General features: G+C 67.4%; 9 protein-coding genes. 1 reads left to right on the plus strand and 8 read right to left on the minus strand.

The window, feature by feature from the left end; genetic code table 11:
- Window positions 1-20: 20 nt before the first annotated feature.
- The 3 genes from ACLQ6X_RS14545 to ACLQ6X_RS14555 form a co-directional block, all read right to left on the minus strand.
- A complete protein-coding gene (locus ACLQ6X_RS14545) occupies window positions 21-3,515 on the minus strand; it encodes a TM0106 family RecB-like putative nuclease (protein WP_411700873.1) in 3,495 nt (1,164 codons plus the stop codon).
- A gap of 154 nt (window positions 3,516-3,669) precedes the next feature.
- Window positions 3,670-5,118 carry a DUF222 domain-containing protein gene (locus tag ACLQ6X_RS14550; protein ID WP_411700874.1) on the minus strand — a complete coding sequence of 483 codons (1,449 nt, stop codon included), beginning with the start codon at window positions 5,116-5,118 and terminating at the stop codon, window positions 3,670-3,672.
- 176 nt (window positions 5,119-5,294) lie between these two features.
- Window positions 5,295-5,765 carry a GNAT family N-acetyltransferase gene (locus ACLQ6X_RS14555; protein ID WP_411700875.1) on the minus strand — a complete coding sequence of 157 codons (471 nt, stop codon included), beginning with the start codon at window positions 5,763-5,765 and terminating at the stop codon, window positions 5,295-5,297.
- 45 nt (window positions 5,766-5,810) lie between these two features.
- On the opposite strand from ACLQ6X_RS14555, the gene ACLQ6X_RS14560 reads away from it, so the two are divergent.
- Window positions 5,811-6,401: an N-acetyltransferase family protein gene (locus tag ACLQ6X_RS14560; protein ID WP_411700876.1), complete on the plus strand. Its 591-nt coding sequence runs from the start codon at window positions 5,811-5,813 to the stop codon at window positions 6,399-6,401.
- 17 nt (window positions 6,402-6,418) lie between these two features.
- Here the strand turns inward: ACLQ6X_RS14560 and ACLQ6X_RS14565 are convergent, their stop codons facing one another.
- From ACLQ6X_RS14565 to ACLQ6X_RS14585, 5 genes are all read right to left on the minus strand, one after another.
- Window positions 6,419-8,359, minus strand: a complete 1,941-nt coding sequence (locus ACLQ6X_RS14565) for a glycosyl hydrolase (RefSeq protein WP_411700877.1) — start codon at window positions 8,357-8,359, stop codon at window positions 6,419-6,421.
- A gap of 20 nt (window positions 8,360-8,379) precedes the next feature.
- The gene (locus tag ACLQ6X_RS14570) at window positions 8,380-9,123 is read right to left on the minus strand and encodes an HlyD family efflux transporter periplasmic adaptor subunit (protein WP_411700878.1); all 744 of its coding nucleotides are present in this window, start codon (window positions 9,121-9,123) and stop codon (window positions 8,380-8,382) included.
- The gene (locus tag ACLQ6X_RS14575; protein ID WP_411700879.1) at window positions 9,123-10,841 is read right to left on the minus strand and encodes a glycosyltransferase family 2 protein; all 1,719 of its coding nucleotides are present in this window, start codon (window positions 10,839-10,841) and stop codon (window positions 9,123-9,125) included. The genes ACLQ6X_RS14570 and ACLQ6X_RS14575 overlap by 1 nt, the downstream gene beginning before the upstream one ends.
- 221 nt (window positions 10,842-11,062) lie before the next feature.
- Complete coding sequence (locus ACLQ6X_RS14580) at window positions 11,063-11,491, minus strand: very short patch repair endonuclease (protein ID WP_411700880.1); 429 nt, start codon at window positions 11,489-11,491, stop codon at window positions 11,063-11,065.
- Between the two features lie 9 nt (window positions 11,492-11,500).
- Window positions 11,501-12,541 carry an aldo/keto reductase gene (locus ACLQ6X_RS14585; protein ID WP_411700881.1) on the minus strand — a complete coding sequence of 347 codons (1,041 nt, stop codon included), beginning with the start codon at window positions 12,539-12,541 and terminating at the stop codon, window positions 11,501-11,503.
- Window positions 12,542-12,807: the final 266 nt, after the last annotated feature.

The raw sequence follows: 12,807 nt of genomic DNA on the forward strand, positions 1-12,807 counted from the left end.
GCCTGCGTGAGCCCGCCGCGTTAGCCCTGCGCCTCGACGAGCTCGATGAAGGCGCTCAACTGTGCGAGCGCGACCGGGTTGGTCGGCAGGTACTCCACGAGCGCCGGTGAGTAGAGCAGGTAGGCCGCCCACTGCGCCCGCGAGATCGCCACGTTGAGCCGGTTGGCGAGCAGCAGAAACTCGAGGCCGCGCGGCACCTCGTCGGCGGACGACGCCGCGAGCGACACGATCGCGATGGCCGCCTCCCGGCCCTGGAACTTGTCGACGGTGCCGACCGGCACGCTGCCCAGCCCGGCGGCCGCGAGGTGCTCGCCGATCAGCTCGACCTGCGCGTTGTACGGCGCAACGACGATGACATCCGTCTGCTCGAGCGGCCGGGTCGTGCCGCCCTCGGTCCACGCCCGGCCGAGTGCGTCGCGCACCAGTTCGACGACTCGCTCGGCTTCCTGAGGCGATGAGGTCGAGTTGAGGTGGTGATCAACGGCGATCGGATGGAGTCCGGGCTCGAGCCCCACGAGCATCCGGTCTTCTGCCTTCGATTCCAGCTTGCCCTCGTACGACAGCCTCGACACCGGCGCGCACACCGCGGGATGCATGCGCCAGCTCTTTGCCAGGAAGTAGCCGAACTCGGGCGGCAGAACGTCGTGGCCGGCGCTCAGCCAGCCGAGCGCGGAGACGTCGACGGGTTCCGGATGCGACCCCTGGCTCACCTGGGGAAGCTGTTGTGGGTCGCCGAGCAGCAACAACCGCTGAGCGGACACCGCCGCGGCGATCGTCGACGCGAGCGAGAACTGTCCGGCCTCGTCGACCACCAGCAGGTCGAGCGACTCACGAGGGATCGTGCCGGCGTTCGCGAACGTCCAGGCGGTGCCGCCGATGACCCAGCCGTCGTCTTGCCCGGTGAAGTCCGAAGTGTTCGCGGGGGTGCTCAGCGTGACCCACGGGTGGTCGTCGATATCGCCCTTCTTCGGTTTCTTGCCGATGCGTTTCGGGTCGAGGCCGGCCGCGGCGATCGCGCGCAGCATGTTCTTCACGGTCTCGTGCGACTGGGCGACGATGCCAACCCGCCACCCGTGGTTTTTCACGAGATCGGCGATGACACGCGAGCCGGTGAAGGTCTTGCCGGTTCCGGGCGGTCCCTGCACCGCCAGGTAGGAGTGGTCGAGCGTCAGCAGGGTGTCGCGGATCGCCGCGACGGTGTCGTCGCCCACGGGCGCGAGCGTCGCGCGCGGCGGTACGCGGCGCAACACGTCGAGCGCGGCATTCGGCAGCATCTCGGGCAGCGCGTCGAGAACGCGCGCGCCCCACTCTTCGATAGCCTCAGGTTGCGGCGCGGGACGTGGTGGTGCGGGCGGCGTCAGCGCGGCGGGCAGCTCGTCGAACTGTTCGGCGCCGGTTTCGAGCTGCTCCTGAATCACGTAGGTGACGTGCCCGGCCTCCTCGATGATGTCGATGATCTCGCCCTCGCTCGACGCGCGAGCGCCGGGCGAGCGCTTCGCGGAGATCGGCGGCTGCGGATCTTCGTACACGAGGTAGGGGTTCTGTTCGGCCTTGAACGAACTGCCCGGCGACAGCGTGCCCGACACCTCGATGATGCGGCGATCCTTCTTCTGCCGCCCCTCGCGGTACCACGGCTTCACGACCTCCGCGTGTTCGATCACGAGCACGTTGCGGGTGTCCGACCACTCGTCGAGCGGCGAGACCAGCCGGTCGAAGTGGTCCTGCCAGAACTTCTTGCCCTCGCGACGGTGGTAGTCGATCGCCGCCGACGCCAAGGCGATGGCCGTGTCATCCGGCGTGCGCTCCCCCACCTGCACGTCGGCGACGTGCTGTGAGAGCTCGAGGTAGACGGGGCTCGGCTCGCGCACGATCGGTAGGTCGAGCTCGATGTCGCGCGCGGGCATCGGTGCGATGCCGTTCTCGACGGCGCGCGCGAGCAGCCAGTCGCGCAGCCGAAGCGTCGACACGCAGTCGTACTCGTTGTAGCTGGCGATCGCGTCGAGCTTGGCCTGACCCGCTTCGACGTCGCCGTCGCGCATGAGCTGGCGGGCGTCGGCGTACTCCGTCACGGAGTCGGCGGCGTTCGCCACGCCGCTGCGCTCGCTCGGCAGGTAGAGCGGCTCGAGCTTCTTGATCGAGTAGCTGTGCGATCCGACCCGCACGCTCTTCTTCACCAGCGGATACAGGTCGACGAGCACGTCGTCGCGCAGCAGGTCGTCTACGGCGTCTTCGCCGACGCCGTGGCGCGCGGCGAGGGAGAGCAGGTGGGTGCGCTCGTAGGCGGCGTAGTGGTAGATATGCATGCCCGGATGCTGCGCCCGACGTTCGGCGACGTAGGCGAGAAACTGCTCCAAGGCCACCCGCTCCTCGGCATAGTCGTGGGCCCAGAAGGTGCGGAACGTGTCATCCGGCTCGACGAGGCCGAACAGGTAGTCGAGGCCCCACTCGACGGGCGGGGCCCCGGCTGCCCCGCCAGCCTCGACGAGCCCGGCGACTCCCTCGCCGCTCACGCTGGCACCGCGCGACGGCTCGGAGTAGAGCGGGTCGCCCTCGAAGTCGAAGAAGATGTCGCCGGCGTCGGGGAGCGGCAGGGCCGCGAGGGCTTTCGGGTTGTAGACGTCGAACGCCGGCGCATCGCCGTCGTGGGGCGCGATCTGGATGCGCGCCTGCGAACGGAGCCCGGCGAGGGTCGCGGCGCTGAGGCCCTCCACCGCCGCACGCCCGTCTATCTGGTCGGGAACGTTCGCGAGCTGGTCGATGGTCGTGATGCCTGCCGCGTTGAGCTTGCGGCGTTGGGTGAGGCGCATGCCCGCGACGAGCAGTACGTCACGGTGCAGTTCGACCTGTTGTGTGCACGCGGCGCAGCGTCCGCAGATGGAGTAGCGCGGGTCGCCCCACGGTGTGGGCGAGTCATCCGCGAGGCGGTCGTCGAGCATCGTCTGCAGGCGCTCGCGGCGCTTGCGGTAGACCGGCAGGATGTCGCGCAGGGCGTGGGTGCTGGTTCGACCATCGCCGAGGATGAGGTGTACGTTGTCGCCGACCTCGACGCCGAGCGCCAGCACCTGGTCGCTGTACGCGGCGAGTTGCAGCAGGGCGGTAATTTTGGCGCTGCGGGCGAGCTTGGTGTCGTAGACCTCGTAGACGCCGTCGTCGTTCAGCATGATGAAGTCGGCGAACCCGAGCAGGCGGCCGTCGAAGAACGTGGCCTGGAAGAGAACGTCGACCCCGTCGCGCAGGGCCTGAGCCGTGATCGCGGCCGCCTCGCCGTATTGGTCGAAATCGGGGTGGTCGAACTCGACGACCTGCCGGGTCTTCTTCAGAGTCTCGAGCACTCGCAACTCGTGCGCCGTTCCGAGCAGGCCGGCGCGCACGAGCATGTCGTCTTCGACATCGTCGACCCTCTCGACCCGGCCCAGTTTCGCGTCGAGCTTGCGCATCAGCGCCCACTCGCACTTCGCGGCGGCGGTGAGATCGCTCGCGGAATAGATGACTGTCGTCGGGTCGATCAGAATCACGGGGCTCCAGAGTGCTGTGCCGTGTTGCGCATCGCGTTGTCGCGACCAGCGTGCGGCACTCGTCAGGCTATCGCGCACGACCGACCGCGCGATGTTCGAGTACGGCAGAGGGACATCCAGAACGCCAGGGGGAATCTGAAACGGCAGAGGGAATCTAGAACGGCATGGGCTCCTCTCCGGGGTATTCGGTCGACTCCCACGCGGCTGCCGGGCCACCTTCGGCCTCCTCGCGTTGCCGCGGGTCGGGCTTGAGCGCCTCGACGAAAGCGGGTGACAGCCGCCGGAGCGGTGCGACCCGTCTGATGCGGCCGCACGGCGAGATCCATTGCTTGTCGCCGTCGGGCAGCTTGTTCATCGTCCAGCGGGTGTTGTGCACGAGCCGATGGTCGGGTTTGCAGAGCAGAGCCGAGTTGTCGAGCGACGTGTCGTGCGATTCCTGCCACTCGCTGGGATGGTGACCGTCGGACTCTTTCGGTGTGGCATCGCACCACGGGCCGGTGCACGTTCGGTCGACCAGTCGCACCGCCCGACGCAGCGAGGCGGGGAGGAACCGGAACGTGTCGTCGAACGCCACGATCGACCCGGTGATGGGGTCGGTGAGGAGGCGGAAGAACCCGGGAGCGTCGGCCACCAGCTTTCGCGCCGTGGCCGGATCGATCGGTACCTTGCCCTCGAGCGTCGCAGGCGCCGCCTCCAGACCCAGCAGGGTGAGCACCGGCACCTCGATGTGCACGTTGGCGACGATGCCGTGGCCGAGACGTTTACCATCCGAGCTAGTCGGGTCGGCGTCATCGTCGACCGCGGCACACAGGTCACCTTTGATGAGGATCTCGGTCGCAACATCCGCCCGTCTTTGCGCCAGCGTGCGCGGGTCGTCTTTCACCTTCACGAGCGCGATGTCGGTGACCCGGTTGTAGATGGCGGCGATCACCTCGTTCGAATCGCGCAGGGTGAGATACCCCGAGCCGTCTTCGCCCAGCTCTATGGAGACGTTGCGGAAGGCGGCGGCTCGTTCGTGGCGCTCTTGCATCGTCTCGGCGTGGATTCGCTCCCGGGTCGTGAGCACGCGCGCGCGAAATACGGTGAGGATCAGCGTGGCCGCGAGCGGCACGAGCTCTGCTTCGAAGGCCGCGCGAGACTCGGGAGGGAGCGACCACGCCGTGGAGGCGATCACCCTGGCGTGTTCGTAGCGAATGGCGCCGTCGTCGAGCGCCCCGAGTGTCAGCGGCAGGTCGGCGACAAGCGTCTCGCTCTCGGCCAAGAGGGTTCGCGCCGCGTTCTTCGAGAGGTTCAGAGCCGTGGCCAGCTCGGTCGCGAGTTCGGTCTTCGCCCGGTTGCCGATCGACCAGCCCGACTCCTTGCCTTGATCGACGCGCAGCTGCGGCGGCCTCGTCGCGTCTTCGTCGCTCTCGTCTGCGGCGATCGAGACCGAGACTCGCCGAAGCTCGTCGATTCGTCTGGCCCGCTTGGCCATGGTGACGGAGAGTTGCCGATCGGCTATCTCGGCCTCGTCGAGGAACTCGGCGAAGAGCGCGCGTCGCTGGGCGTACGGCGACGACGAGTAGGGGTTCACCGAACCGGGGATTCGATCGGGGGCGGCCACGTCCGGTGGTGGTTCGTCAGGTGGTGGTTGGTCTGGCGGTGGTTCTTCGGGTGGTGGATCGTCGAATTGCTTGTCTGTTCTCATGCGTAAATTCGAACTCGACCCACCGACACCGGGGTGCGTTTTGGGCCTCGAAACGACCGGTTTCGACGCACCTGTGGAGAAGTTTCTTGAAATTAGTGTCGAGGCGCCAGCGCGAGCCGGTACTGCAGCATCGGCTCGCCCAGCAGCGGGTGCGCTTCGAGGCCTCCCGTCGCCCCGAACCCGCGAGACGTGTAGAGCGTCAGGGCTCGGTCATTTCCCCGCCGCACCCACAGTTCGGCAACACGAGCACCGGATGCTGCCGCGAACGCTATCGCGTCGTCCAGAAGCGCTCCGCCCGCCCCTCGACCGGTCGCTTCCGGCGCCACAGCGATGAGTTCGAGTAGGGCGACCTCGCCCGGCGCCCGAACCGTGAGCGCAAACCCGTCGATATCGTCGGCGCGCGACTCCACCACCGCAAACCGCACAACCGGCCGTTCGAACTTTGCCTTGGCTCTCTCGCGTGACTGGGGCGGCGGCGTGAATCCATCACGCGCCTCGAGAGCGGACAGCCAGAGGTCGACGCAGGCGCTGATGTCGTCGGGATGACCTGAGCGAATAGTCACTGGGCGGATAGTCACCGGGCCACGATATCCCCTACCCTCGACCTCATGATCGCGATCCGTTCGGCGTCCGAGGTTCCCTGGGCCGACCTCGAGCGCGTGTTCGAGACGCCGGGCGATCCGCGCACCTGCTGGTGCCAGTACTTCAAGGTGACGCCCGCCGAGTGGGACGCGACCGACGCGCAGACTTTCGCTACCAGGCTGCACGAGCAGACCCGCCGCGGTGATCCGACCCCCGGCCTCATCGCGTATGTCGACGACGAAGCGGCCGGGTGGGTGGCCGTCGAGCCGCGCGACAACTATCCGAGACTTCGACGCAGCCGCGTCGTGCAGTCGGGTTCTGCCGAGACCTGGGGCGACGCATCCGTCTGGTCCGTCGTCTGTTTCGTCGTGCGCCGCGAGTTTCGGCGACAGGGAACCAGTGGCGCGCTCATCGCTGCGGCGGTCGACCGGGCGAGGGCGGGAGGCGCCCGGGTCGTGGAGGGGTATCCGGTCGAGCCCGCGCTGATCTCCGGGTCTGACGCCGACGCGCTCTACCACGGCACCGTCTCCATGTTCGAGGCGGCCGGGTTTTCCGAGATCGCCGTGCCGACGCCCTCGCGCCGGGTGATGGCGCGCGACCTCAGCGCAGTCGCCTGATCAGCGCAGTCGCCTGATCAGCGCAGTCGCATAATCCAGGCGAGCAGGTAGCTGCGCGAATTGCCGTCGTCGACGGCCGCCGACGGCAGGTTGCGCGCCGCCTCGAGTGCCTCGGCCGCATCCGGAGCCCCTGCCAGAGCCCGGTACATGAGGAGATAGTCCGAAAACTGGCCGGGAGGGCTCGCCTCGGCGATATTCTTTCGGATGCGGCCCGGGTCGCCCGCCAGATAGTCACCCACCGGCGACAGTGGCAACAGCTGGATGCCGAGTATCGCCGAGGGCTCGGCACTGAACCAGGTGCCGTAGTCGCGTTTGCCGTCCCAGACGATTCCGACGACGGAGCGGTCGTACCCCGCGTAGGGCGGGGTGGTCTCATCGAAGTTCGTCCAGTATCGGGTAGCGGAGTGCGCCTCGGCCGAGAGCATCCAGCGAGCCTCCCCCGCGAGTGCGCGGTCATCCACGGCGTCTGCCCACGCGGCGAGACCGTTCCAGGCAGCCACCGCCTCCGACGACGACTCCTGATTGTTGCCGTCCCGGAAGGGGGCGAACCCCGAGGCCCAGGAGTGGCCGGAGTACGGGTCGAAGACGCGCCTTGTGGGGAAGTATCGTGACGGCGACCCGCTCGCGATGTCCGCGGCGAGGAGGGTCATCACCGGTTCCAGCTCGGCCGCGAGTTTCGGATCGTCTTCGGCCGCGACCCCCGCGGCGAACAGGAAGTAGCCGTAGTGGAAGTGGTGGTCGTTGAACTGGTCGGAGCCGAACGAGGCGGTCTGGCCGACGATCCCCCGCACGGATTCGTCGTAGGCGAAGCATCGCTCGGCGCGCTGCTCGCAGCCTTCGGGCTGTGTCCACTCGCGAAGCGCGGAGGTGAGCGTGCCGGTCAGCGAGTCCATCGCCGCGGTCGCGTCGAGCGACCGGGCCAGCTGAAGCAGCGTGGCGAGACGGGCGAGAGCCTTGCCGCCGAAGTAGGTGTCGGTGGGTAGCGGGTCGGTCTCGGCGATGTCCCGCCCGAGCTGCGCCTCGAGCTCGGCTCGGTCGTCGGAGGAGAGACCGGACAGGTCCAAGGCGCTGCGCGGCTCGACGGTGGGCACCGTCCAGGCGAGGTCGGTGCCCCCGCAGAGCTGCATCTCGCCGTAGACGGTGGCGAAGAAACCGAGGGTGCAGGTGGTGGTCACGAGCCCGTCGCGTTGGTGGGGTAACGCGCCGAAAAGCGTCGATCCCGTGGAGTATCGCAGGGTGGTGCTGGCCTCGGAGGAGGTGGACGAGTAGCGGGTGGTCACCCGGTTCAGCGGTTCGCGAGCGAAGCCGGCCAGGTCGTGGATTCCGACCCCCACGGGAAGCGGGAACCAGTTCGCCACCTGTCCCTCCGTGAGTGTCAGCCGGGTGCCGTCGACGGATCCCCCGGTGACCAGTCCGAACCGCTGCCCTTCGGCCACCGCCGAATAGACGCCGTCCCCCTCGTCGCTGAAGGCCGCGGTGAGACCCAGCTCGGTCGACGCGCTCGCCGTGAAACTCACGAGGGGCGAACCGCGCGCGATGGTGACCGCCCCGCTGCCGGCGGTCGCGATCGTGACCGACACCTCGTCGTACCTGGTGACGACGCTCTCGCCCGCTCCCGTCGTCACGGCGAGCTGCGCGACCGCCGGCGCCGCGATCAGCGCCGGCGCGCTCGTCACCGTCGGCAGGCCGAATTCGAAGCCACCCTCGGTCAACGCGAACGAGAGCGGCAGCGGAAAGACCGGCTCGTCGCCAAAGACGAGCGGGCTGAACCAGCGGTTGGTGGGCGCCACGAGCCCATCGGCAAGACGGGTGGCGGGAAGCGTGGACTGCGCCGTGGTCGACAGCTCGTCCACCAGCGGCGCCACGACCGGGGCCGAGAGCGCCGTCGACGGCGTGGGAGCGGCCCCGGTGCATCCGAAGACCGAGCCCGACAGCACCGCCGCAAGCGTCAGGGCCACGATGCCCCGCCGCCGCACCCTCACCGCGATAGCGTCCCCACGAAGTCTTCGGCCGAACCTTGCAGGGCGTCGACGGCCGTCGAGAGCGGATCGTCGTTGCGCAGGGTGAGTGTTGCCTCGACCGGTGTGCCGGGGGCGACGAGGCCGCCGTGACCGCCGTAGTCGAGGTTCGGGCTCGTCACCTTCACGATGGCGCGCGCGTTACCGTCGACGGTGGTCACGTCGACCTGTGCGACCTCCCCGTTCACCCGGTCGGAGTTGGGCAGCTTGAGGCTGACCAACGCGCCGCTCTGCACGCGGGCGAAGTCTTTCGGGTCGAGCGTGAACTCGGCCGTGACGAAGAGCGCGTCGGTGGCCTGAATCGTGGCGATGGTGGAGCCGCTGCCCGCGTAGCCGCCCTGCTGGATGGCGACGTTCTGCACGACGCCCGATACGGTGGACTTGACGGTGACGGTGCCGTCATCGTGCACGTCGAAGACAGCGCTCGACGCCGTGACCGTACCTTTGGCCTGGCTCTCGCGCAGGATGCTGCTGTCGATGGTCGCGATGGGATCGCCCGCGGCGATCACGTCGCCCTTGGTGATCGGCTGCTCGATGATCGTTCCCGCGTAGTCGGTGCCCACCGGGAAGGCGACGGCCTCGATCGACGCCGTGCTGCTGCTGGTCTCGCCCTTGCGCTGCGACAGCACGACCGTGGCCACGCCGACGATCAGCACGATCACCACGATGCCGGCGAAGAGCCGCAGGCGATTACCCCAGGTCATCAGGCGACCTGCCGTTCGGGCACGCGCGCCGCGGTGACGACGGGGCGAGCGAACCCGCTGTCGAGAGTGACCTTGGGGGCGACGAGAGCGCTGCGCGCGATTTTGGCGGCGCGCACTTCCTGGAGCCCCGCGATCACGAATGCGCCGAGGATGAAGGTGTTGGTGAGGTTCCACGCCGTGGCGAGAGTCAGCGTCTGGTTGCCCAGGTCCTTGTAGATCGCGACGAACGAGGTGAGCAGCAGGAACGTGAAGGTGAGCACCTGCGGGATCATGAAGTTGAATGGCGAGTTCCGTTTGCGGGCGCCCCCGGTGACGTGCCAGCCCTCCTGCTTGCGGATCAGCACGTTGACTAGCGCCTTGAGATAGATCGGGAACGAGACGCTGGCGAGCATCAGGGTCTCGGGTCTGAACGAGCCCATCGTGTTGAACGCGAGCAGAATCTGCAGGCCGTAGAAGCCGAAGTAGAACAGCAGCCAGGTGGCCCACGTGACGGTGAGGTTCACCGGGCGCAGATCGAAGAAGATCTCCATCGGAGGCACCAGCAGAAGCAGCAGCGGCACGATGCCCACGAGGTAGTGCGTGGCGGTGATCATGTACTGCACGCGCTGGTCGGCGGTCAGATTGCGCCGTGGGTTCAGCGGATTGTGGAAGAACAGGATCTCGAATCCGCCGGTGGCCCAGCGCATCTGCTGCTTCGAATAGTCCTCGATGGTCTCGGGTGCGTTGCCGATCGCCAGTGTCACCGGGATATAGATCGAGCGCCATCCGCGCTCGTGCAGCAACAGTGACGTCCAGACATCCTCGCTCTTCGAATCGGTGCAGATGCCTCCCACGTCCATCACGGCCGTGCGCCGGAAGACCACGTTCGTGCCCACGCAGAAGGCGGCGTTGAAGCTGTTGCGGCCCGGCTGCACGAACCGGTAGAAGACCGCCTGCATGAACCCCGCGCCGCGCGAGATCATGTTGTTCATGTTGCCGTAGGCCTGCGGGGTCTGCACGAAGGCCACATCGTCGTCGATGAAGAAGGGCAGCGTCTCGTAGAGGAAGTCGCTCTTCGGCACGAAGTCGGCGTCGAAGATGGCGAAGTACTCGCCCTTCGTGATGCTGAGGGCGTGGTTGACGTTGCCCGCCTTCGCGCCGTTGCTGGTGAGTCTTCGGATGTATCGTGCCCCGTGTAGGGCAACGAGGTCACGCACCTCGTCGGAACGTCCGTCGTCGAGAACCCAGGTGAGGTGGGCGCCGCGGAGATTCATCGCGGCGACCAGGGTGCGCTCGATCGTGTCGAGGTCTTCGCCGTAGACGGTGATGAACACGTCGACGCTGACCGGCTTCTCGTCGAGCAGCATCGGCCAGACGCGCGGCCGGTTCTCGAGCCGGCCCTCGCGGATCATGGCCGTGTCGTAGAGGCGTTCCTGCGCGTGGTGGAAGTTGAAGTCGCGCGGGTCGGTGCCTCCCGAGAGGATGGTCCACATCGAGAAGGTGGCCTGGGCGACCAAGACCAGCTCGGCCACGATCACGATCGAATAGGGCAGCAGGTCGCCGCGAGTCGAGGGATTGACGAGAAACACGGTGTACGCGAGCACGCCGATCATGGCGATCACCACGAAGAGCAGCAGCGAGGGCGATTGCACCGCGGAATTCTCGATCTTGCGGGGCAGCGGGGCTTCGTCGGGGCGGCGGGTTCCGGTGAACAGGCGTTCGGGGTGCGCGGAAGTCATTCGGGCGGTTCCTTCACTGTGCTCGCGCGCATCGGGTACACGCGGGCCGGGTATCTACGTGAGTGAACTGGAAGCCTCGAACGGACGGTACTCCCAGAGGAGGAAGCGACTTCGTCGGCGTCTTCCGCGTCACTAGGGTGCGTGACGCGCGTAACAGTGCCTAGAAAGTAGCAGCGCGGATCGCCCAAAAAAGGGGACTTCCCTCGTTCGGGGGGTATGCGCTACTTTGAGGCGGTTGACGCGTTTTCGCTTTTGAGGCGGGCTGTGATGGCGGCGACGACCTCGCCGACGGGCTGGTGTTCCCAGAACCTCAGTACGACCCAACCTCGCTCCTGCAGGGCACGGGTGGATTCGCGGTCGCGCTCGATGTTGCGTGCGAGCTTCGGAGCCCAGTAATCGACGTTCGACTTGGGTGTAGTGCCGTGCGTCGGGCAGCCGTGCCAGAAGCATCCGTCGATGTAGATCGCGACGCGTCGCTTGGTGAACACGATGTCGGACCGCGTGCGCAGAGTCGGCTCCGGTCGTAGGTCGACCCTGAACCGGTAGCCCTGGGCGTGAAGTGCCCGGCGCACGAGCAGCTCCGGCTTCGTGTCGCGACTGCGGTTGCCGAGCATCGACGTGCGCGTGGCCTCGTTGGTCGCCCAGGACATGTCAGAACGTCAGCGCCGGCGCCGCGCGGCTTCCAGCCAGTAATTCGTGAACCCCGCGTCATCCGGGTTCAGGTTTGTTCCTGGGGGAACGATCTCGTCGATGCGGTCGAGCGTCTCCGTCGAGAGTTCGAGCGAGGCGGCGTCGAGCTGTGACTCGAGCTGCTCCATCGTGCGCGGGCCGATGATCGCGCTCGTGACGCCCGGGTGGCGCAGCACGAAGGCGAGCGCGAGGTGCACGAGCGGCACGCCCAGGTCGTCGGCGAGAGCGCCCAGCTTGTCGGCGGCGCCGAATTTGGCGGCGATGCCGGGCTTCGAGAGGTCGTAGCGGCCGGGGTCGCGATCGCTGCGGTGGGTGGTCGGCAGGTCCTGCCCGGCACGGAACTTGCCGCTCAACCAGCCACCGGCGAGCGGGCTCCAGACGAGCGTGCCCATGCCGTGGCGCAGGGTCGTCGGCAGCAGGTCGGCCTCGATGCCCCGCGCCAGCATCGAGTAGGGCGGCTGTTCGGTGACGAAACGGGCCGTGTGGTTCTGGCGGGCGCTCCACTGTGCCTCGACGACCTGCGAGGGCTGGAAGGTCGACGAGCCGATGTAGCGCACCTTGCCCTGCGTCACGAGATCGCTCAGCGCGCCGAGGCTCTCGTCGATGTCGGTGTGCTCGTCGGGCCGGTGCATCTGGTAGAGGTCGATGTAGTCGGTGCCGAGACGACGCAGGGAGTCTTCGAGCGCCCGGATGATCCAGCGCCGCGATCCCCCGCGGTAGTTCGGCTGCTGCTTCATGCCGTTGAAGAATTTGGTGGCGATCACGAGGTCGTCCCGCTTGCCGACGATGGCCTTGCCCACAATCTCCTCAGACTCGCCGAACGAGTAGATGTCGGCGGTGTCGATGAAATTGATGCCCGCGTCGATAGCCCGGTGGATGACACGGATGGAGTCATCGTGATCGCGGTTTCCCCAGTCGCCGAACATCATGGTTCCGAGGGCGAGGCGGCTGACCTCCACTCCCGTGCGGCCGAGGTGGGTGGTGGGCTGAGGTGAGGTCTGCTCTGACATGCTCTTACGCTACGCCCGACCCCGGCGATATGCGCGAGCCGTGTCATCCGAAAGACGGAGATTGTAACGACTCTGAGCGAGGCGGGCGCGGCGTGGCGAATGCTCAGGCTGGTTATCTAGAGTTGAACGCGGATTGCTCGTGCCGCGAGAGTCACCGGGGGTGACGCATCCGGGCCAGGTCCGCACGACCTTCGTAATTTGGGGACACAGACACACATGTTCGACAACGGATCAGTAGAGTACGAGCCCGACCGCAGCAGGCGCAA

The organism is Conyzicola sp. (assembly GCF_046714715.1).
Lineage (GTDB): Bacteria > Actinomycetota > Actinomycetes > Actinomycetales > Microbacteriaceae > Conyzicola.

Coding starts and splice junctions, on each gene's coding strand:
- ACLQ6X_RS14560 (WP_411700876.1), top strand. CDS start 5,811: ATGATCGCGATCCGTTCGGCGTCCGAGGTTCCCTGGGCCGACCTCGAG.
- ACLQ6X_RS14570 (WP_411700878.1), bottom strand. CDS start 9,123: ATGACCTGGGGTAATCGCCTGCGGCTCTTCGCCGGCATCGTGGTGATC.
- ACLQ6X_RS14575 (WP_411700879.1), bottom strand. CDS start 10,841: ATGACTTCCGCGCACCCCGAACGCCTGTTCACCGGAACCCGCCGCCCC.
- ACLQ6X_RS14580 (WP_411700880.1), bottom strand. CDS start 11,491: ATGTCCTGGGCGACCAACGAGGCCACGCGCACGTCGATGCTCGGCAAC.
- ACLQ6X_RS14585 (WP_411700881.1), bottom strand. CDS start 12,541: ATGTCAGAGCAGACCTCACCTCAGCCCACCACCCACCTCGGCCGCACG.